This window comes from Nonomuraea deserti (assembly GCF_004348685.1).
GTDB classification, from domain to species: Bacteria; Actinomycetota; Actinomycetes; order Streptosporangiales; family Streptosporangiaceae; genus Nonomuraea; species Nonomuraea deserti.
In genome coordinates this window covers 19537-40838 of sequence record NZ_SMKO01000079.1, presented here as the reverse complement: position 1 = coordinate 40838, position 21302 = coordinate 19537, and the positions used below count along the sequence as shown (strand labels likewise).

At 69.0% G+C, this 21302-nt stretch carries 12 protein-coding genes and 1 pseudogene; 3 read left to right on the top strand and 10 right to left on the bottom strand.

All coding sequences use genetic code 11. The features are described 5' to 3' along the window. Positions 1–406: 406 nt before the first annotated feature. Positions 407–643, bottom strand: coding sequence for a hypothetical protein (locus tag E1292_RS26350; RefSeq protein ID WP_132597888.1), 237 nt, complete (start codon positions 641–643; stop codon positions 407–409). 140 nt (positions 644–783) lie between these two features. Between E1292_RS26350 and E1292_RS26345 the strand changes: the two genes are divergently transcribed. Together E1292_RS26345 and E1292_RS26340 are read left to right on the top strand one after the other, a co-directional pair. Beyond that, a complete protein-coding gene (locus tag E1292_RS26345) occupies positions 784–1824 on the top strand; it encodes a hypothetical protein (RefSeq protein ID WP_132597887.1) in 1041 nt (346 codons plus the stop codon). A gap of 630 nt (positions 1825–2454) precedes the next feature. Continuing rightward, positions 2455–3903 (top strand): TetR/AcrR family transcriptional regulator, encoded by a 1449-nt coding sequence (locus E1292_RS26340; RefSeq protein WP_246090342.1) that lies wholly within the window; start codon positions 2455–2457, stop codon positions 3901–3903. A 410-nt stretch (positions 3904–4313) separates the two neighbouring features. Here the strand turns inward: E1292_RS26340 and E1292_RS26335 are convergent, their stop codons facing one another. From E1292_RS26335 to E1292_RS54065, 4 genes are all read right to left on the bottom strand, one after another. Then, positions 4314–5396, bottom strand: coding sequence for an acyltransferase family protein (locus E1292_RS26335; RefSeq protein WP_132597885.1), 1083 nt, complete (start codon positions 5394–5396; stop codon positions 4314–4316). Positions 5397–5491: 95 nt separating this feature from the next. Beyond that, complete coding sequence (locus E1292_RS26330; RefSeq protein ID WP_132597884.1) at positions 5492–7282, bottom strand: AMP-dependent synthetase/ligase; 1791 nt, start codon at positions 7280–7282, stop codon at positions 5492–5494. 78 nt (positions 7283–7360) lie between these two features. After that, a complete protein-coding gene (locus E1292_RS54070) occupies positions 7361–8014 on the bottom strand; it encodes a hypothetical protein (RefSeq protein ID WP_246090341.1) in 654 nt (217 codons plus the stop codon). Positions 8015–8037: 23 nt separating this feature from the next. After that, positions 8038–8751 carry an acyltransferase family protein gene (locus E1292_RS54065; protein WP_246090340.1) on the bottom strand — a complete coding sequence of 238 codons (714 nt, stop codon included), beginning with the start codon at positions 8749–8751 and terminating at the stop codon, positions 8038–8040. A gap of 349 nt (positions 8752–9100) precedes the next feature. Between E1292_RS54065 and E1292_RS26320 the strand changes: the two are divergent. Next, positions 9101–9337, top strand: a pseudogene (locus tag E1292_RS26320) (response regulator transcription factor); the annotation flags it as partial. A gap of 415 nt (positions 9338–9752) precedes the next feature. Here E1292_RS26320 and E1292_RS26315 read toward each other — a convergent pair. The 5 genes from E1292_RS26315 to E1292_RS26295 all read right to left on the bottom strand — a co-directional run bounded on the left by E1292_RS26315 (position 9753) and on the right by E1292_RS26295 (position 21192). Then, a complete protein-coding gene (locus tag E1292_RS26315) occupies positions 9753–10709 on the bottom strand; it encodes an LGFP repeat-containing protein (RefSeq protein ID WP_165974747.1) in 957 nt (318 codons plus the stop codon). Positions 10710–10839: 130 nt separating this feature from the next. Then, positions 10840–12180, bottom strand: coding sequence for a hypothetical protein (locus tag E1292_RS26310; protein ID WP_220447072.1), 1341 nt, complete (start codon positions 12178–12180; stop codon positions 10840–10842). Positions 12181–12329: 149 nt separating this feature from the next. Next, the gene (locus E1292_RS26305; protein WP_132597881.1) at positions 12330–16487 is read right to left on the bottom strand and encodes a hypothetical protein; all 4158 of its coding nucleotides are present in this window, start codon (positions 16485–16487) and stop codon (positions 12330–12332) included. Then, positions 16484–18994, bottom strand: coding sequence for an amino acid adenylation domain-containing protein (locus tag E1292_RS26300; protein WP_132597880.1), 2511 nt, complete (start codon positions 18992–18994; stop codon positions 16484–16486). Before E1292_RS26300 ends, E1292_RS26305 begins: the two co-directional genes overlap by 4 nt. Beyond that, positions 18994–21192, bottom strand: coding sequence for a DUF6603 domain-containing protein (locus E1292_RS26295; RefSeq protein WP_132597879.1), 2199 nt, complete (start codon positions 21190–21192; stop codon positions 18994–18996). The genes E1292_RS26300 and E1292_RS26295 overlap by 1 nt, the downstream gene beginning before the upstream one ends. Positions 21193–21302 lie beyond the last annotated feature (110 nt).

The following is a 21302-nucleotide window of genomic DNA, read 5'->3' as shown; positions in this document are numbered from 1 at the left end:
GCAAGGGCGTCACCCCATTGACCTGACCACCCATCAGGACCACCCCGGCCATCAGTATGGATTTCTGATGGCCACCAGTTGAGAGAACCCAAGTCCACCTACCTGGGGATCTTCATGGCCGTTGACACCACGTCCCCGCCATCGAACCAGACGATGTTTCGACTCTCGGCCAGCCGTGGGGGCGACCGTCCTTTGGCCCACTCCCAGCCCTGGACCAGGTCCACATCGTTTCGATCCTCGGCTGCCTGTGGAAGGCGACCGCCAGCACCGACCCCGGCTGGGTCAACGACCCCGGCGTGTTTCGATGCTCGGCCGCCCGTGGGAGCGACCGCCGTGATCAACGACACCACTCTGCCGGTGACGCCGGTGGTGTTTCGATGCTCGTCCACCCATAAGGGCGACCCCTTCAGCCTGACTCGTGGTTCTTGGCCGCGTGCTCGGCGCGGACGGCCCGCCGCTGCCAGCGGCGCACCTGCTCCTGCATGTGCCGCTGAAGATGTGACAGGGTCGCCGTCGCGATGACGGCGGCGAGCCACACGCCGCAGATGAATGCCGTGACGGCGGTGGCCATGACCAACGGCGTTTCGGATACCGTCCCCAAAGCGTGCTCGATAAAAATATTCGACGAGAGATCGGCGCCCATCGCGAGATCCTCCCTTGTTTTCCCGGCGACTCCGATGATTTACACTTCGAACGTTAAGCTCCTCTGCGAGCGACGTAAACGATCACTTTGTGCACAGTTCGGAGACAGGGGACGTAAACGGGACGCGGAAGGTACGGCCGGTGGACGGAAGCACAAGAAACGTGCTGGCGGAGTGCGAGCGAGAGCTCAGAGAACTGCGCAAGGCTATGGGCTGCACTCCCGAGCGACTTGTGGAGTGTCCAGAACTGATGAACGTGCTACAGAATTCCACTGGGCCAGGCCGGTCGAGAACAATCCAGGCTTGTATAGACGCACTCACAGACTTCGTCAAGCGCATCAGCGACACAAAGTATCGAGAACCTCTTCTCGTCGCGCTCCATCTCGACCCGGTTCATGAGGGTGACACGCTCGCACGACGGCGCGGCAGTTACGTCGCCGCGCTCCGGTCGTCCAGAAGTCCTTTGGCCGCGGACGTGCGTACGATCGAGCGGCGGGAGAACAGGGCGATCAAGGCGGCCGTGCGGCTGCTGCTGGAGAACCGCGAACCGGCCGACGGCGGCAAGCTCGCGCTGGCACATGCGGCAGGACCGTCCTTCTCCAAGGATCTGGCCATCGAGGCCATCTCCCATGTCTGCCGCTTCTCCGATACCGGTGCCATTGTCGAGCAAGAGGTCACCCGATGGGTGCGCGCGGTGGTTCCGCTCGCCGATCCCCGGATCCTCGTCGCGAACAGATATCTCGCAGAAAGCCGTCCGGGGGTGCTCAGAATGGAGAATCTGTACGGGTGCCGCGTGATCGACCAGGTCGAGGATCCCGGCGGCAGCATTCTGGCGACCGTCGAGATACTCCAGCAACTCAGGCCGGAGGACGGAATATACCCGTTCAGTTGCCGGCTGCTCATCGACAGCCGTATCCGTTCCCAGCCGGTCCTCCGATGGCGCCCGCCCTTTCATCACCCGAAGCGAATCGAGTTCAAACTGCTCTTCGAGCCGGAGATGGTTCCGATCCGGGCATGGTGGTTCGGCGCGACATTGGATATCGAGGGGCAGCTCGAACCCGCGCGGAGCGAAGGCCGTCACCTGAAATTGCTTCATGACGGCCGATACCTCTACAAGGTGTTCGACGAGCAGCAGCTCATGCCGAACCATTACTACGGTATCGCGTGGGTTTGGGAGTCGTAACAGGCTCTGGTCCGTCGTTGTGTAGGGTACGTCGACACAACTCTGCCCGACGGGCACGCGCCCTTTTACACGATCAGATCGGAGGGATCAAGCGTATGGAAGGCGAAGGCTGAGCAATTTTGCAGGAAGCGGCAGGAAGCCCGTGGTTTCCTGCCGCTTCTTTTATGCGGATCCTGTGCCTTCCAAGACTTACTCTCCAGTCCTGAGCATGAAGAATGCTCAGATTATTGGCCATTTTGGGCATGCGGCGAGGCGGTTTTGGGGTAGACCTCATGACACAGGCCACACTTGCCCCAAAAATCCCTTACGTCACTGTAGCGGGGTCTAACTTGCTTCTCAAATTGGAGTCGCCACGAGCGTACGAGAGAGTCCTGGAGCCGTGTAGCGGCGGTCGGCAGCCGCTCGTCACAACGGAGAAGGCGCAGCTCAAGGGCGATATTCGGGCATGCGACCGCACAGACCGCCATGCGTCTGCAACCGGCTTGCCGTAGGGTTCTCTCGCGTCCGGAGATCATCGCGGCAGTCGCACCCTTTGCCCGTACGTCTCCGTTCAAGCACTTACTGTCCTGGATCGCCCCAGGTTGGGGCTTATGTCCAAACTGTGGCTGGAGTATTAGGCTCTGCTGCGTGATGAGAAGCAAGGCTGCTCGGAGTGCCGGGGACGTCAAACGTGAGCGCACGCGAGCCGTTCTCCTCAGCGCGGCTCGCGCGCTGTTCACCGAGCGTGGCTGGTATCGCACACGAATTGAAGATGTGGCGACGACAGCCGGGGTGAGTGCGGCCACTGCCTACAACCATTTCAAGAGCAAACAAATTCTGATGGGATTTGTTTATCGCCCGCTCGTCGGCCAGCTGTCGAAATCGGTGGAGCTGGCCCTTGGGGACGAGTCTGATCCGGTCGACGCCATACTCCGGCATTTCCATGATTTGGCGGCTCTGGCGCGCAGACGCCAACGGCTGACGGAGTCGCTGGTCGCCGCGATGAACGAACAGACGATCAGACACGGCAGAGTGAGCGCGGAACCCAACGAAGCGGATGTCCGTCATCTTGTGCCGCTGTACACCATGCTCGCCAAACTGATGGAGCACGGCCAGAAATGCGGAGTTCTGCGGTCGGGTCCTTCCGTCATCGCCGGGGCGGCCTTCTGCACCGATGCGCTGTTGCACCAGGCCCTCAACCTGCACGAGGAATCCGCTCACGACACCGCCCTGAACATGCTGGACCAACTGCTCTCCACGTGGGCGGCGAACTCCGACATCTCCAGCGATCGTGCCTCCATCGCCGTCGCCTCGGACCGGAAGGGCCAGGAGGATCTATCTCTGGTCCTGCACCGGCTCATGCGGCGAGACGCGGACGGGTCCCGGCGGGCGCTCGCCAACGACAGCCTCACCAGGGAATATCTGGAAGCCGGTCTCCGGCTGAGTTCCGTCGCTGACGGCCCCGACACCTACTTAGGACTGCCGTCGGAGTACGAGATCTTCAAAGAGATCGAGCGGGCGGGACGGGCGCCGGGAAACGAAGAGGAATTCCACAAGAGATGGTCCAGTAGGGACGACTTCGCGCTCGATCTGCTTGCTTACGCGTTATGGGTCAGACATTGGCGGCCGGATTCCATCGTGAAATCGGCGGATCTGATCTCCAATGCCGTGGACCCGGTACGGGGGGCGCAGGAGGTCAGCAGCCAGGAACTGGCGTCCATTCTGGCGAACCCGGCGATGGGTCTGTCCCTCATCGCCACGGCCATGGCAGATCGCTTCCCCGAACTGAAGACCACGACCGGCAGCGCCAGGAGTGCGGTCCGGCAGAAATGGATCCCCATCTACGAGGAGATGCTGGCGGTGAACGATCTGAGACTGCGCCCCGGCATCACCATCGAGGACCTCGCGGACATCCTTTCCGTGACCGTCGAAGGCGTCGCCTTCCGCGCGCTGTCTGGTCCGGCGGAGGACTATGAGCGCCTCAGACTGACGCTGCGCAAGGCCGTGCTCGCCGTCCTGGTCTCCATGGTGGATTCCGGGGACGATCTCAGCCTCGACGAACAACTGCGGCGAATCATCCTCGCCCCCCGGAACATCTGATCTGTGCCAGGCCAGCACTCAGGGCCTCGGGATCGACGGACATGATGCCGACGCGGGCGTCCACCTCGACTAGCAGCCCGTACGGTGGGTCCGGCAGGCGGCCGGGTGCGTGGATGCTGTCGTGTCGATCCAGACCCACGGGCGCCCAGCGGCGTGGGCCCGGATCTACCTGAGTTTGCGGAACTGCACCGGCAGGAACGGCCGCGGGGTCTCGGGTAGGCCGAGGACCGGCCGTAGTGCCGGTGGGCTGTGCGACCAGGAGCAGGCCCACACGATGTCGAAGAGTTCGGCCAGCCGCCGCAGCGCGAGTCTTCGCCGCCACCGTCCCCGCCGAGGTGCTGACGACCATGGCGACGGCCGGGCCAGCCGCGTGGGCCGCATACCTGGCTGAACTGCGCACCTGAACGTGGTCAGCGACCTGCCTTTGCCCGGGGTCGGCGGGCGGCCAGTTCGACCCGGACGAACAGCATTACCAGCACAGCCATCACGACCGACGGGGCCACGAGCCAGAGCCAGCGCTGGGCCCACCAGCCGACGGTCGGCTCCGCCGGCAGGGTGCCGCCCAGCCCTTCATAGGCCCACAGCACCACCAGGTACGCGGTCATGTGCCAGAGAAAGATGGTCAGCGCGCCCACGTTGAGTGCCACCACCGGCTTCCAGGCAGCCGGGCGGCGCAGTAGGCGTTCGGCGGCCGGCGTGATCAGGACCAGCAGCCCGAGCTGGAAGACGGCCAGGGAGGCGATGGCGGCGTTGGTCGGGAAGATGTTGGATTCGACGCCGGCGGTGGCCACCATCGAGGCGGGGTAGCCCGCTACCGCCGTCAGCCCGACCAGCCCGGCCAGCCCGGTTCCGGCGACCGCGAGCCGTTGCGCCGGCGGCCGCCGCCCCAGCTCCCAGCTACGCCAGGCGTAGCCGAGCTGGTGGCAGAACAGCCACACCAGGGCGGCGGTCGCCCAGCCCGCCCAGGTCAGGCCGGCGCCGCGGTGCGCCACGCTGCCGAGGGCGATCAGCAGGACGAGCACTGCCAGGACCCTGGCTCCGTAGCGGGCGTTCAGGCTCGCGGTGATCGGCACTGCGGCGATCAGCAGGCCGTACACGACCAGGAACCACAGCGGCGTCAGATAACCGGGGAACCACTCCCACATCCATCGGTGCGAACCGGGCAGGGCAGCCGCGATCAGCTCGCCGGCGAGCCAGATCAGGGCCCAGACGGCGGTCGGCCAGAGCAGCCGGCGCAGCCGGCTTCGGACGAACCGGCCGGCGGTCGTCCCACGTGCCTGGGCCCGTTGCCAGCCGACCAGGTTGGCGTACCCACCGACCAGGAAGAACACCGGCATGATCTGCAGCACCCAGGTGGCCAGCCAGCCACCGGGCACGGCATGGATCGGGTTCGGCATGGCCAGGTTGCCGTCGGCGGTGCGGTGGGTGACCGACAACGTCCAGTGCCAGAGGGTGACGACCACGATGCACAGCGCGCGGGCGGCGTCGACCACCCGGTCGCGGGACGCCGGCGTGGCCTCGACGAGCCGGTCCAGCGTCGATCGTCGGTCCGTGGCGCTTCGGGGCCGCCGGTCTTCACGTCCTGCGCTCAGCGGTACAGCTCCTCGATGTCGGCCGCGAAGTCCTTGTGGACCAAGGCACGCTTGACCTTCAGGGTCGGGGTCGGATATCCGTTCTGCTCGGTCAGGTCGACCGGAAGGATCCGGAACCTGCGGATCGACTCTGCCCGGCTCACCATCGTGTTGGCCTCGTCCACGGCTGTCTGCAGCCTGGCCAGCAGCTCCGGATCGTCACGGAGCTCGGCCGGGCCGGCCCGCCCGGGCCTGCCGGCGGCCCGCTTCCATGACGCCGGCGCCTCGGCGTCCAGGGTGATCAGCGCGGCGGTGTACGGCCGCCGGTCGCCGACGACCACCGCCTGGCTGATGAGCGGATGGGTGCGCAGGCGGTCCTCCAGCGGCTCCGGGGCGAGGTTCTTGCCGCCGGCGGTCACGATGATCTCCTTCTTGCGGCCCGAGATCCTCAGGAACCCGTCCTCGTCCAGGGCGCCGAGGTCGCCGGTGAGCAGCCAGCCGTCCGCGGTCTGGGTCTCCCTGGTCTTCTGCTCGTTGCGCCAGTAGCCCTGGAACAGGATCGGACCCTTGATCAGGATCTCGCCGTCGTCGGCGATCCGGATGTCGACCCCGGCCAGGGGCGGCCCCACCGAGCCGATCTTCTGCGCGTGGGGCGGGTTCACGGTCGCGGCGGCACTGGTCTCGGTCAGCCCGTAGCCTTCCAGCACGGTGATGCCGATTCCCCGGAAGAAGTGGCCCAGCCGTACGCCCAGCGGCGCCCCGCCGGAAATGGCGTAGCCGACCCGGCCGCCGAGCGCGGCCCGCAGCCGCCGGTACACCAGCCGGTCGGACAGGCGGTGTGCCAGGCGCAAGCGCCAGCCTGGCCGCCCGTCTTCCAGCGCCTGGCTATACGCTACGGCGGTACGGTCGGCCCAGTCGAAGATCCTCCCCTTGCCCTGGGCGTGGGCCCGCTGCTGAGCACCGTTGTGGACCCGCTCGAACACCCTGGGCGCCGCCAGCAGGAACGACGGTCGCAGAGCGGCCAGGTCCTCGGTCAGCCTGGCCCGGTCGGCGCTGTGCGCCAGGCACACGCCCCGCTCCACGCAGGCCACTGGGATCACCCGCGCGAACACGTGCGCCAGCGGGAGGAACAGCAGAGTCGAGGCGTCCCGGCCGAAGATTCGCTCCAGGCTGACGATCGCGGCGCGCGCCTCGTACAGCAGGTTGCCGTGACTCAGCATGCATCCCTTCGGGCGGCCGGTGGTGCCCGAGGTGTAGACGATCGTCGCCAGGTCGTCGGCCGACACCGCCCGGCGGCGCTCACGCAGCCGGACGTCGTCCACGCCCCGCCCGTCCTCGCGGAGACGGTCCAGCCCACCTCCGTCGACCTGCCACACCCGCAGCGGCCCGGGCAGGCCCTCGGCCGCGTCCTCGACCAGGCGGCGATGCGTCTCGTGCCCGACCACCACCGCGACCGGACCGGCGTCCTCCAGCACCCAGCGGACCTGCTCGGCCGAGGAGGTCTCATAGATCGGGACCGGCACCGCCGCCACCGTCCACAGGGCATAGTCCACCAGCGTCCACTCGTAGCTGGTGGCGGCCAGCAGCGCGACCCGGTCACCAGGCCGTATCCCGGCGGCGAGGAAGCCGGCCGCCAGACTGCGAACGTCGGCCGCGAACCGCCCGGCCGTCACCGGACGCCAACCGCCGTCCGACCGGCGCTTGAACAGGACCAGGTCGCCGTTGACCCGGTCGTCGGCGAACACCACGTCGGCGAGTTGGGTGTCCGGGGCAACGGTTATAGGAGCGGGGATCGCATAGACACGCATCGTCCATCTCCCTTGAACAGAGGCCGGTCAGGCGGGCGTACGGCGGCGAGAAGCAGCCCATTAGCCTGTTTCCCCAGGTCACCAGGCGCACACTTGACTGTCCGGGGTGCTCCGCGGCGATAGGCGGCCGGAGCCCGGCAGGACAGGCCGGGTTCGTGCCACGCGCAGCACAGCAGCGCCGCACAGGTACGAGAGCACCCCGGCCCATGGGAGCCCGGTCGGCCCGTGGTAGCCGGGGCCGGAAACGGCGACGAAGAGCAGCCCGGCCAGCACGGCGGCCAAGCCGAGCACAGTCGCACCATCGCGCCACGGACCGCGCTCGGCGGAACGCGGCGCCGACCGGCGCAGTTCGATTCGCGCGAAGAGGGCGACCAGGACGACGAGGACGAGGGCACAAGCCGCTGTCCACGGCACTCGCCACAGCAGCCACGTCGTGGAGTGCAGCGGGGGCTGCGGCAGTACACCGGTCGGGAACAGCAGAGCGGCCGCGACCGCCGCCGCTCCCATATGCCAGAGGAACACGGTCAGGTTGACCGCGATCACCGCACTCCACGGGCCGGTCCGGCGAAGCCATCGGTTGGCCGCGGGCGCAAGGGCCAGGACCAGTCCGGTCCGCGTGGCGGCGAGCGCCATCAGTGCCAGGGTCGGCGGAGCCGTGTTGTACCCCACCATGCCGACCGGGTACGGGCCCACCACGGTCAGTCCGATCAGGGCGACCAGGCCGCCGGCCACGACCGCGAGTGCCTTGCCGCGGCTCAGCCGCAGGAGCCCGTCCCGCCAGCAGAAGCCGAGCTGGTAGATGTGGCTGCCGACAGGCGGCCGGCCGTCCGAGGCCGGCGATGCGCCATCCAGGCGAACAGGTAGGTGCTCTGACCGACGACCGGCACGTGCAGGCCCCTCCGCAGCAGGTCGGCGACGGCGACGATGACCACCATCGCCAGCGGGGCGGCAAGCCCCGCGCGGCGGTGCAGCGCGTGCAGCCACGGCGTGAGCACCACCAGGACGAGGTAGGCCAGCAGGAACCACAGCGGGATGGAGGCAAGCCACGCCGCGTGGCCGAGCAACTCGCTGTTCACCCCGGCTGCCACCGCGGCCACCGATACCAGCGGCAGCACCACGAACAGCGCAGTCGTCGGCCGGAGCAGCCGGTCGGTCCGCCTCAGCACCCAGCCGATGCCGTCGCCTCCGGAGGCGCGGTGCGATGCCATCGAGGCGCTGCCGGCGTAGCCACCGACCAGGAAGAAGATCGGCATCACCTGGAACAGCCAGGTGACCGGGTCCATCCAGCTCAGGACGTCCAGCGCGTTGTACCCGGACAGCCGGCCGTCCCGGTAGGTCACGGCGACGACGAACCAGTGCCCGAATACCACCAGGCAGATGGCCAGCGCGCGCCACATGTCGACGCTGCGGTCGCGACTTTCCGGCGTGCGCGCCGCCAGGTCACGCACCATCGCCGCCAACCCCCGCATGACTGCAACCCTCGCCCACCATGGATCATCGTGCGACACTTCGCCACCGGAGCGGAGGCAATGTTGATCCCGTCCCCCTGACCTGCGGTTCTCACCTCAGTAGGCAGCCGTAGGTCATCAGTACAGCGGAATCGGCCCCAAATACCGCAGCAGGTTGACGCCAGGACGTAGGAGGTGGTCCCCACTGTGCGGGGTGAGGATCGGGGCACGGGCGGACGTGCCGATGTTCACCCACCGGCTGCGGTCGGGGGTGCGGGTCGAGGTCGGCTCCGTGCGCACCGACACCCGCACCGTCTACGCCACCCCGAGGGCGGTTTCGTGCTGGAGCAGCACGCCCGCCCGGTGCGCGGAACTGGAGGTGCTGCGCCTCCTCGCCACCGGGCTGAGCAACGCCGAGCTCACTGACCGGCTGAGCCTCAGCCCGACGACGGTGAAGACTCATGTCGCGCGCATCCTGTCCAAGCTCGGCCTCAGGGATCGGGTGCAGGCGGTCGTTCTCGCCTACGAGACCGGGTTGATCCCCCCAGGCTCCCCCGTCGGCCGGCCGCCACCACCTTCACTCGGGCGCCCAGGCCCCTGTAGGTAGGGCGAATCGGCCAGTAACCGGTGGCCAGCAGCACCGCATCGACCTGTTCGCGACCACTGCCGTCGGCCCCTTCCACCTGCCGGCCCTCCAGCCGGGCGGACATCGGCCAGCGCCGCAGGCGGCCCTCGCGTAGCGCCGCCGGTAGCGACCGCCATCCAGCGCCGGCGTGGCGGGCGTGCGCACATGGATGGCGATGCTGCGATACGCCTGGGCATTCACGCACAGGTCAAGCCGATGATCGGACATCGTTGCCGGACGCGACCGCCACGATCCGGCCGAGATCGAACGGCTTCGTACCTTACCGCTCTCACGCGCGATCAGCAGGCTCGTAGGAGCCGGTACCGGCCACCACGTTCAGCACCGTCTGCGCGTCCCCCGTGCGCGCCCCAGGTGCCGTTTGTGACACACGGCGAGATCAAGGGCCTATGACGGTGATCGTTCCATCATCCGCTTTCCAGGAGATCGACCCGTTCTGGAATCGGCTCAGTCTGCCCATCCCCGGCCAAGGCTCCTCGTCGGCGATGGGATAGCCGAGCAGTCCCCCTGGTCCTCCGCGCTGCCACCAGGCATCCCGGATGAGACCCTGCACCTCGTGGGCGCCGGTTGGCGGCGACCAGTAGATCGACCCTCGGAATATCTGACGGTCGATCATTCTTTGGAAGTGGCTGACGGCGCCCCCGTCGGGGGCGGGCAGCTCGTCACTGACCGGATAGCCGTACTTCTCCCGCCCCAGTTCTGTCCACTTGTGCAGGATGGCACCGTGCACCTCATGGGCGGTGGTGCTGGGACTCCAATAAATAACTCCGTACTCGTACTCCCGGCGTTTTCCGACGTTATCCGTATTGAACATCTCCGGGCTGGTCGGGCCGCCGAGCGACAGCGTTTCCGCGGCCAGCGCGTGGTACTTCGCGTCGATCTCCGCGTAGTCCAGTACATCGGCCTTCAGGTCGTATCTCATATGGACCCGCTGATTGCCTACGCCGTTGATGGAGAACTTTGAGTATCGCGCTCCCATTTCCCCGTCGATGCGGGCCCCGGCACTGTTGGATCCGAGGAAGGGAACGTCCCATCCGGCGGTGAAGCTGAATCCGGAGCCCAGGTAGCTCACGGTGCCCTGGACACCTGTTGCGAGGCCGATGCTCTGGGCGCTGAACACCCCAGAATGACCAGGAGGGATCTTGTCAGGCGGAAGCTCGTGACATCCGCCGTGCACGTCTTTCTGCGCCCAGAAGGCCAGAGTCATTTTCGTGTGGTTATCGATCTGGAGAATCGCGGATCGACTCTCGAAGCTCCCCGACAGTTCATTGAGGATCTGGATGAATCCCTGCGAGGCCGTCACTCCGTCGCCGAGATCTCCGACTGTGATTCCCATTCTCGTCTCCCTCCTGGATGTGGGGTGATTAAGGGATGTAGCACCTTCGATGCGCGACGACACATCGCAGCATGACGCTGTGGACCGGCTTGCGATGGGCCACCGCGTCCGGCCCTCAGGACCAGTGCCATCACGGCGAGCTCTCTCGTAGCAGATCGAACCGTAGATGGGATACGGGGCCGGCCAGCAGCGGAAGCCGTCGTCGCTGGCGCCACAACACTGGCTTGCCATCCGTGGCACGCGCCAGCGCGTACCGACGCTCCAGCCGCATGCCCTGGTTCGGCACGGCGGAGGCCGCCAGGACGTGGCCGTTGCCCGCCCCGAGCAACTCGGACTGGGCAGCGGCCCGGCCTGCCACCAGCCCCTGTACGAACATCCTGGATGAGCCATGCTCGATCCGGTAAGGATGCCAGTGCTCCGGCAGGGTGGTAGAGGCAAGCCAGGTGAACCTGCGCGTGCCGGTACGGCGGGTCTCCTCCAGGGCCGCTGCGCTGTCGGCGGACAACGCACGATCGATGCCGTCCGCGCGTAGTTCCACCGCCCACAGCAGATTGGCGTCTTCATCCACCCCGAGCAGGACGTCGTCGAGCGCCGGTCCGGTCAGTGGCGTTGCCGCCGTCGGCCACACGACCAGCGACGAGCGGTCGAGTCCGGACGTCCGGAACAGTGACCATGGACCCGGGGCCTCGTCCGCCTGGGCAGGTGGATCGGAGTCGCCCGGCGGAATGTTCAGATCCCACCAGTCGTCGAAGGTGTCCTTCACCCGTACGTCACCGAGCCCGACCACGACGCCGGACGTGGGACGCCCTTCATCCCCGGGCTCGATGCGCGGGGCGGGGACAGGGAAGGTGAACCAGTCGTTGGCGTGGTCGCAGACCAGTTCCAGGAGCAGTGCGGTCGCCAAGTGGGCGCGGTCCGGCGGGAAGCCGCCGATGTCGACCGTGCCGTCCTCGATCTGCCACCACCGGGGACCGGGCGCGCCTGGATACTGCAGCCGCTGCGGCACCACCTGGCGAGTCTGGAACGCGGGAGCCGGCAGGGGCGCTTCGGCGTCCGCGGTGTACCAGTCGACGTCTCCGCCATCGTGCGCCCGGACGTGGAGTGTCGTTCCGCCAACTGGCACCTGGCACTCGTAGGTGAGTGTCGTCGGCTGCCAGAAGTCCGGCCGGTCATCCAGCCCTGTCAGCGCGGGATGCGTTCTGTCCACAAGACCGACGCGTGCCAGCTTGAGCCCGTCCACTTCGTCGGCGAAAGCGTCGCCGTACGGCTCGGGCAGCGTGGTGAAGGCGGCCTCAGCCCGTTGCTGCGGTGACAAGGTGTCGGCGAAGGCGCGGCCGATCCGGATGCGCCGCCCGATGGTCCACCAATCCTCGGCAGCCCCCTCCAGCAACGCCTCGGCGGGAACGACGGTGGGATCCAGCCCGGCCACCGGCTCCAGCGGCGTGTGCGCCACCGGCGCCTCGACCAGCACGGGGGCCGAAGCGTCCTCGCCGGCGTGCTCGCCCACCTGCCACTGCCGGCCAAGCATCCAGAGGGGGTCGGCGAGCTCGGCGGAGAAACCACGCTGGAGATCGGTGTAAGGCGGCATGGGTTCGATGCGGCGGTAATATTCCCAGGTCATCATGGCTCCACAAGGTCGGCGCCGGCGGGGCCGGCGGCCAGGATCATTGACGTGGGTACGGCCATCGACCAGGCGTCGAGCTGGTCCGGGTGAGCCATCCTGGCTCGAGCGAGCTCGCGGGTGGCGAGGACGATGCCGGGTAGGGCGTCCGGGGCGAGCGGCACCTGCTCGTCCGAGGGGACGGCGAGCAGCACCGCCTGTGGTGCGCGGGCCCGCGGCGCGTCGAACCCGAAGGCGGCGAACGTCGTGTGCTGATCGCTCGGCACCGTCTCGGCCCAGTCGTCGAGCAGGGCGATGGCCACCGGATCGTCGGACTGCAACCCGGGACCGTAAATGACCAGACGATGCTCACCCTGCTCCGGCTTCGTCCACAGCCGGGCGGGGTCGTCGACTGCTCCCGGCCACGGATGCAGCAGTTGGTGGGCCTCCAGCCGGGCCAGGGCCGGCCGTACGGCGGCCACCACCTCGAGCCAGTCGCGGTCGAGCGCGGGAGTGATGACCGTCGCCGGCAGCGTGCCCTTGCAGATGAGCGGCAGTCCGGTGACCGGGGCGAGAAGGACTCGAATCCGCTCGCTGAGCGCGGCCGCGTCCGCTGTGGCGTCGTCGGCCGGATCGCCGGCCTGCTCCAGCCGCAGGGTCAGGAGCTGTCCGGCCTGCTCCGGGTCGGCCGGCAGTCCCCAGCGCGCCGCGGTTCCTGTCTGGGGTGGGTCGGCTACGAGCGCGGTCAGCACGTCGGCGGCAGCTGTCCTGAGCGTGCCGAGCCGGGTGCGTAGCTCGTCCTCGCCCGTGGCTCCGAGCAGGCCGGGCAGGCCGTGCTGGGCTTCGAGCAGCGAGCAGAGCCGGTCGGCGACCGCGTGCCGGTCGGGTGCCGTGCCGCCTGTGGCGGGCCCGCCGAGTACGTTCGCGACGAGTTCGTGCAGCCGGTCCCGGGGGATGAGAACGGTGTCGGGAACGTCGAGGGCGAGGTCCGCGAGTGTGACCGATGTGCCGTCACGCGTCCAGGTCCACTCCGTGGCGGAACCGGCCTCGTCGCGAAGCAGAGCCGCCAGCGCCGGGTCGGCGATCTCCATGGGAGATTGGGGATCGGTCGCGCCCGGGAACGGCAGCGCGATGAGCACCGTGGTGCGCACCGACGCCCCTCGACGCTGGGTACGCAGCAGCCGCAGCTCCGGCGGGGCACCGAGCCCCGCCGCGGCCTCCATCGACTCCTGTGCCTGCGCTGCGCGTCCGGACACCACATCGTGCACGGCATCGGCGACCAGCAGATCCCCGTACGTGTCCAGCACGCCACGCAGGTCGTCCAGCGGGCCCAGTCCGGCGGGCAGGTCTCCCGAGGCCGCATCGAGCACTCTGAGCCCGTCGCAGACCCGGCGCCCGGCCTGTTCCGGACGCGCGGGAAAGCGCCGGCGCAGATCGAGTACCAGGGCCGGGTCTCCAGCACGGCGTTCGATCTCGCGACCGACCGCCTCGCTGGGATGCACGCCCAGCCGGACATCCGCGCCGAGCCGGGCGGCCAGGCGCACCTGATCGGAGCGGGCGGTGATCTGCCAGCGCGCGTCGTCGTCGTGCACCGCGTGGTCGCGCAGCACGGCGGCGGCCAGAGCCTGGCTGTGTCCGGGCGTGTGCAGCAGCCCGGCTCGGGTGGGCGGAGTGGGATCGTCGGCGGGGCTCAGGTCGTCCACCCAGCCATAGGCGCCGAGGCGACGCGGCACGCCCCGGGCGGCCAGCCGGCGCAACCGCCGGCTGGCCGGTGCGGTGGCCCACGGGTCGATCCGGTGGCTCGCGGAGTCCAGAACGGTGGCCACGGTCGGAGCCAGCCGCCCGCCCTCGACCCATTCGTCCCCGAGTTCGGCCAGCAGTTCCACGGCCTGTCTGACGTCGAGGAACTGGCGGGTGATCGCCGCCACCCGGGGGTCGGGCGGGTATTGCTCGCCGAGCAGGTCAAGAGCGTAGTCGGGTAGGTCAGTGACGTAGCCGCCTCTGCCGGCGTCGTGAGCCAGTTGCTCGGCCTCGTTGACAGGGAGCACGTACGGTGAGGTCCAGTGCGGCCAGCGATCGGGGTCGAGGCGGGCGACCTCGGCCTGGGTGAGCAGCAGTGACTGGCGCACCAGCCGGACGAGCAGCGGGTGTTCGCTCTCTTGCTCGGTGAACGCCAGTTCCTCCCAGTGCATGCCCAGGTAGCCGTGCAAGATCTCGCGCACGTGGCCCGTGGCCGTGGGTGCTGCTTGCACGTAGCCGTACGCCTGGTAGCGGCGGAGCGGATCAGGAGCACCGAGAGCGGCGGAGAGATTCAGCACGTCCGTCGCGTTCTGCCGCCAGAGGTCCAGAACGGCCTGCGGGTGTTCGCCCGTGGCCAGATCGCGGAGCAGGGCGTGGACCTCGAGTGGCAGCAACATCCGTGAGCCGGAGGCGCGGCTGGTGGGGACTCGGCCCAGGATGTTCAGCAGTCGTGCGGCGTCGGCGCCCGCCGCAGTGCCTCCTTCGGCTGCACCCTGGGCCCAGCTCGGCAGCGCGGCCTTGAGCACGGTGACGAGCGGGGCTTCCCACGGCGGGTCCCCCGTTGCAGCCCTCCACGCGGATAGGTCCGTCGTCGGCAGAACACCGTAAGGCAGGTCACCCACGCGCACGGCGGGGAAGGGACCGAGTGGGGTGAGAAGCCGGCCGGCCCAGTCGCCCATCGCGACCACCTCGTGCGGTACGCCCACCACGTCCTTGAGCCAGCGTTGCCAGAGCACCGGCCAGAGCGCGGTCACCAACGGTGACACCGCCGTGAGCAGGGAGATGTCGGCGGAGGGGACCCCGTCGAGCAGCGGCCGGCCGGTGAGCCAGAAGGCGAGCCCGTTCGCCGTGCCGCTGCCGGTCGCGCGCGCGGTCGCGAGCCACGTCGCCGTGTCCCGGCCGAGGTCCGCGGCGGGCGTTCCGCCCACGGTGTTGGTCGGGCTCATCGGTTCGACGACCCCGAGCGCTCCTCGGCCGGCCCGCGCCGCGAAGGCGCCTTGGGGATCGTCGTGGCCGAGCCCTGTGACGAGAAGCGCCTCCAGGTGTGGCCCATCGGGCAGGACCACCTCGATGGCCAAGCCGACCTCGTGGGCGGCCCGATAGGAGTTCCACCACAGCTCGGGCATTCTGTCGTGCTCAAGGCTGCGCAGGGCGGAGTCGAAGTCGGCCTGCTGGGCGATGCGGGCGTGATCGGGGCGTAGTTCCCCGAGGAGCCGCAACGTACCGTCCGTCCTGCCCCAGAGCTGCAGCACCTCCGGGAGTGCGGCGTGGTAGGCGACGGCGGGGATGCCCTGCTCGCGGTGCGCGCCCCAGGGGACGAAGGTGGTGCCATCCGGCACCACCGGCACGGTCCGCAGCAGGTAGGCGGCCCGGCCGCCCCCGACCGCTCCGGCCAGTGCGCGGAAGGCGGCTTCTCCCGATTCGGTGCTCAGGTCGCCGTCACATCGGCTCCAGCATTCAGCGACCAGTTCCGCCTCCGCCGCGGTGGTGGTCGGTGGCGGGGCGGCGAGCGCAATGGGATCGGGATGCACCCGTACGCGCAGCTTCCACGGGTCGTCCTCGTTGTCGCGCGGGCTGAACCGCGTTTCCAGCCGAACCGGCAGGAGCACTCCGATGGACTGGTCGGCGTCCACGGGGTCGAGCCGGATCCGCGCGGTGTGGTCGAGATCGAAGACGTCGTCGTCGGAGAGCCTGGCGGCGTCGACGAACGCCGAACCGCCACCGACCTGGCCTCCGTTGGCCGCGACGGTCTCCACGATGCGCTGCGCGGTCGCGGCCGTCATTCGCGGCTCCGCGCCCAGGAAGAGCCGCCGAGGGTCGGGATGCAACTGGGCCAGCAGTGTCCCGGAGTCCGGCACGGTGGCGAGCCAGTTCGACCACTCCAGGAAGAGGTAAATGTTCTCGGGCAGCGGGCTGTCCAGGGCGTCGAGTTCCGCATCGAGCGCCAGGACCCCTCGGTGGGCGGCGTCGAGGTCGGCCGACAGCGCGGTCGCATGCTCGGCCATCGCTCGGTGTTCGGGGTCTGTCAGCCGGGATGGGTCGCCGACCAGGAGCCAGCCCGGTATCGCGGCGAGCTCGGCGGCGATCTCCGTCGTCCGCCGCAGCCCTGCCTGGCGGGCGGTTCGCGCTGTCTGGATGAGGTCGCGGCGGGCTGTCATAGCAGATTCCCCAGGAAGACGCGGGTCGGCGAGGCGAAGGTCGACTGGGCGTACGTGGCGCCGTCTGGTGAGTCGTCGTCGTCGGGGCGCCGGAACCGGTATCCGGGCGGCGGTTCCTCCAGCACCAGCCAGTGGTCCTCGCCGGCTGCGGGAGGGACGTCATAGCCGAAGAAGACGAGGTCGGGTGTGAGCCGTCCGCTGAAGGTGGGGTATTCGCGGTGCGTCCCGCCGCTGTCGACGTCGGGCACCTGGCTCCAGTCGGTCCTGCCCCCGGCGTTCGGGGCCAGATAGGCGGCGGTGGCCGGGTAGCGCCGGAACAGCTCGGTGTGCAGCACGATGACGAGTTCCGCACCGCGGCCTGGATCGGCCTGATGCGTAGGGTCACCCAACTCGCTGCCGTACGGCCAGAGCGGTTGACCGGAGCCGAGCGCTACGACCGGGCCGATGTCGGTGGCCGCGGAGCCCTGAGCGACGTCGATGCGCTGCCAGAACCGGCGTAACGGCGTCCACCTGGACGTGATCGGGACGTTCCGCCACCGCAGCTCGCCGAGGGTCTGCGCGTTCGCACCGAGCAGTACCGCCTCGACGAAGGCGGGGTTGCTCTGCACGGCCAGCACCCGGTCCGGTGGGATGCCGTCCGAGCCGGGCAGCAGCCAGTCGGGGGCGTTGTCGGCCAGGAATCGCCACAGCGGGATATCGAGTTCCGGTGCGATGTCGGGTTCGGCGAGCAGGGGCTCGCGCAGCCCGCGCAGCGTGCCGAGCACCCGTCGTACGGCGGCCGGCTGGGGGGTGGTCGGATCGACGCCCGCGGCGATCGAGTCGGCCACCGCGTCGAGATCGGACAGCGGTCGGCAGTTCTCCTCTGGCCGCGGCTGTCTGGCCAGGTCGAGCAGCTCCTCGGCCGGGAGCGACTCAGCCAGCGCGCCGGCCATGTCCGCGTTGTCATAGAACTCGGTGAGTATGTGGGCGGCCCGGGATCTCAACCGGCTGATGAGCTCCTGGTCAGGAGCGGCGACCGCATCGGCGATCTGCTGCTCGGCCTCCGGCAGGCGCTGTCCCTCGGGACAGCCGTTGGCCGCTTCGATCAGCTCGGCAAGGGCGGTTGCTCCGGGCTGGGCAGCACGGTGCAGCGGTCCGCGCCTGCGCAGCATCCGCTTGGCGGCGCTGGAGAACAAGGCGGGCACCAACGCGGGAGTCCGGCCGGTGATGGCCTCCAGCGCACTGCCGCCGCCGGCCACCGGCATCCTGGCGAGCAAGGGGGAAAGGACGGCGAGCTTGGCGAGGGGGGCGTCAGGTAGCCGCCGACGCCACAGGCTGCCCGCGGCCCGCAGACCGAAGACGAGATGCCGGATCCGCTGGGCTGCGGCGGCCACCGCCCCAGCCTGTCGCACGGCAGCGTCAGTGATACGGTCCTGCCAGGCGATCGCGATCCAGGCCCCGAGACCGGCCGCGCCCCGATGGCGAGGGTCGACACGCAACTGTCGCCGCCAGCCGTCGGAAACGACGTCGTCGCCCGGTGGCGGCCAGGTCCACGGTTCCGCGTCAACCGGGCCAGGGTGCCAGGGCACGTCATAGCGGGGCAGCGTCAGGACCCAACGCCCGTTCCTGACCTGATGCAGAGTGCGCTCCTCAACGGCGGCAGCCACGTCTGGGGGCAGCGGGTCGATCTCCGGAGCCGTGACCGCAACGAGCGCCGCACCTGCCGACAATCTCGTCTCCGGCAGCGTCGTTCCCGGCGGCGGCGTGGCCAGAGGGCCGACCGTCACCTGGGCACGGCCGAACTGGTTCTGCTCCAGCAGAGCGCTCTCGTCCTGGCTGAGTGGTTCGAGCCGGCCGGCCACCGTGGCGAAGTCACCCGCGTCCGCGGTGGTGCGAAAGCTCCAACTGTCGAAGCTGGGCAGCGTCACCGAGGCCGTGCCGGTGTCCCAGGAGTCGGCCAGCGTCTGATCGGGCAGTATCCGCCAGGCGGGGACGAGCGCGGCGGTGTACTCGCGCCCGGGCTCCAGCATCCGCGGGCTGAGGACCCTGGAGAATGTCCGGCCAGGTGTCCGGTGAACGTGCGCCCACCGATACGACCTCTTCAGTGGATGCTGTCCGAACAGCTCAGCGCCAGTCAGCCGCACCCGCCCGTCCGGCAGCCGGTGCACCTCTTGGGAACTGCCCACCACCAGCACCAGCCATGGCCGCACCGTCGCGATCCCGGGGGCGTGCGCGACGCGGGAGTAGCGCCACGGCATATCGGCGGCGGCGAGTTCGATGTGCGGCATCATCGTGGAATCCGCGTCGGCGCAGCCGGGATGCGGGCGTCGCCCGATGATCTGTCCCGCAGACAGGAGGGCGACGTCACCCGGGCCTGCCAGGAGAAAGCCGGCCGCGGCCCGGACGTCGCCCAGCTCATCGTGGAAGGTCAGGGGGAGGGTCGCGGTCAAACGCGGCGCCGAGGCCGGGCCGGGTTCGGCGGCCAGCGCGAACATCGCCGGACGCTGCCAGGACAGGAAGTCAGGCATCACAGGTCCTCCAGCGCGACGGGAACGGCCAGATCGGCTTCCGCGACGGCGAAACCGCCGCTGATTCTCGACATCTGGTGGGCGGCGGTCGCGCTGCCGTGGACGGCTCCGTCATGGGTGGCCACCCACGGTTCGTCCACAAGACTCACGAGCGGGTCCACGTTCGTGGCTGCCGGGGAATCGTCACGACCGGTGAGCATGCTCTGCACGATCCCCGGCAACGTCAGGATGTCGATGGTGGCGAGCGGCAGCAGCCCCTCCCCGCGTACCTTGCGGAGCACGGTGTGTCCGCCCGGCTGTGCTGTGACGGGGCCGGTGAGATCCTCGCCGCCGGAGCAGACGATCCCGGCGGGCAGCGACTCGAATGCCGGCCGGTTCAGTGCCTCCGCCTGGGTCAGCATGATGAACGAGCCGGGCGCGAACAGATCCTGTGTGATGGCGGTCAAATGCGGGGCCGTGACGGTGACGGTCTGAACGCCGCCAAGAGGCGCACCGTCAAGGCGATCGATCGGAACAGTCAGCGGCACCCTGTGCTGCTCCCAGCACACCCCTCCACGCGGGCTGATCAGCGCCAACCCGGCAGGCACCGGCAGCTGTGCCGGGACCACGTCAGGGTCGTGCCCGCCGACCGCCCGCAACGCCTGCGGGCGCACCTCCTCCTTCAGGACCTCCGCGGCACGTTGCGGCCCGGCCTGCACGGGGCCGCCCGAGCTGCTGCCGAAGGTGAACGTCGCATCGAAGTCGAAGTCCTCCAGGAAGGTCTCGACGGTCAGTCGACCACGCAGGGTCAGCGGCCCCGGCCCATCGAGAGTGCCGTCCAGGCGTACACCGCAGAAGGTCACGCCGAAGACCTTGACCTCGAAACCTGCGCTGACTTCGGCGTGTACGTGAAACGGAGTGAATTGAACGATGGAATCGACCGACAAGAACCCGTGCGCACCGCAGCCCGCCGCCCTGATGCCCACCTCGAGACGGCCGCCGAGCTGGACGCTGTTGGAGGTGATCGCGAGATATCCCTCGGCCCGCAGCGAAATGCCGGGGACGGGGACGTCGAGGTGATAGCCGAGACGGTTGAGCGCAGGGATCGTGGCGGGTTCGGGCCGGTAGCCGGGATAGAAGCCGCCGGCGGTCAGCACAGTGTGCGCACGTGGCCCCCAGCATTGCCGGAAAGCGACGTCGCCGTAAACACTGAAGACACCCAGCAGTCCGCTGTCGATCAAACTCGCATCAACGGCCACAGTGCTCTGGGCCAGGTCGATCGCCCCTGCCACATCCACCCGCAGCCGCAGCACAGGCTTGATGCCGGCCCGGGCGATCCCGACCACCACCACGCGCTGCGGGCCGGGCAGTTCCATCAGCACGGCTACGTCGAGTGAGCAGAACCCCTGGCCGGCGATCTCCAACCAGGACAACCGCAGAGTCGGACCAACGACGGACGCGCCGCTTCGAGCCGGGAGGATCTCCTCCAGTGCAACGAGCGCTCTGCGGGCACTGTCACCGAGGTCGAGCGGGAAGAGAACCTGCCCCGCGCTGCCGTCGCGGAGGCGACCGGCCAACTTCTGGGGGTCCACACTGCGATCGGCGCCGACGACGCCGCCGACGCGGGACAGCTGGAACCCGAAACCGAGCTGGAGGCCCGGTGTGAATCCGGCCGACAGGACGGCTGCGACTGACGGGCCGGCACCGGCACGGCGCAGGCTCATGAGCGCGGCCGCCTCCACGATCCCGAGGTCCAGGCCCAGCACCCCGCGGGCTCCATCCGGGAACATCTCGAGGACGCCGCTACCGCCGCCTCCACCGAGGTCGAGACGGACGCCGATGCTCTTTGGCGGCAACGGCCCAACCACGATGGCGGCGGCGGCCGGATCCCGTGGATCAGGAAGTGTCAGGTGAGGGCAGGTGAGGTGGAGAGCAAAAGGGCCGAGCCCCGCGGCGAAGTGGACGCCGTCGGGCGCCGCCCAATCGCGCGACGCCGGCAGCGGTGCCGGAACCCCGGTAAGCAGGTAAGCCATGAGCCGGTCTCGCGTTGCCCCTATGGCGGCGCGCCATCTGGCCACCGCCCCGTCCAGCACGGCGGGCGCGGACAGAGCCGCGTCGAGCGCGTCGGCTGCAGCTCTTAGCTCGACGGCCTGCGGGTCGCCCTCAAGGCCCGTGCCGGTGATGACGTTGTCAGCGTATCGACGCACAGAACCAGCCATCGAACCCCTCCGCTCCTGGCAGGACGAAGTAACTGATCGGCAGATTCGGGGCCGCGTCTGTTCTGCCTGACCCAAATCCACGATTGCTGCAGGAATGCCGCTGGGAAAAG

Coding starts and splice junctions, on each gene's coding strand:
- E1292_RS26350 (WP_132597888.1), bottom strand. CDS start 643: ATGGGCGCCGATCTCTCGTCGAATATTTTTATCGAGCACGCTTTGGGG.
- E1292_RS26340 (WP_246090342.1), top strand. CDS start 2,455: ATGAGAAGCAAGGCTGCTCGGAGTGCCGGGGACGTCAAACGTGAGCGC.
- E1292_RS26330 (WP_132597884.1), bottom strand. CDS start 7,282: ATGCGTGTCTATGCGATCCCCGCTCCTATAACCGTTGCCCCGGACACC.
- E1292_RS54065 (WP_246090340.1), bottom strand. CDS start 8,751: ATGCGGGGGTTGGCGGCGATGGTGCGTGACCTGGCGGCGCGCACGCCG.
- E1292_RS26315 (WP_165974747.1), bottom strand. CDS start 10,709: ATGGGAATCACAGTCGGAGATCTCGGCGACGGAGTGACGGCCTCGCAG.
- E1292_RS26305 (WP_132597881.1), bottom strand. CDS start 16,487: ATGACAGCCCGCCGCGACCTCATCCAGACAGCGCGAACCGCCCGCCAG.
- E1292_RS26300 (WP_132597880.1), bottom strand. CDS start 18,994: ATGCCTGACTTCCTGTCCTGGCAGCGTCCGGCGATGTTCGCGCTGGCC.
- E1292_RS26295 (WP_132597879.1), bottom strand. CDS start 21,192: ATGGCTGGTTCTGTGCGTCGATACGCTGACAACGTCATCACCGGCACG.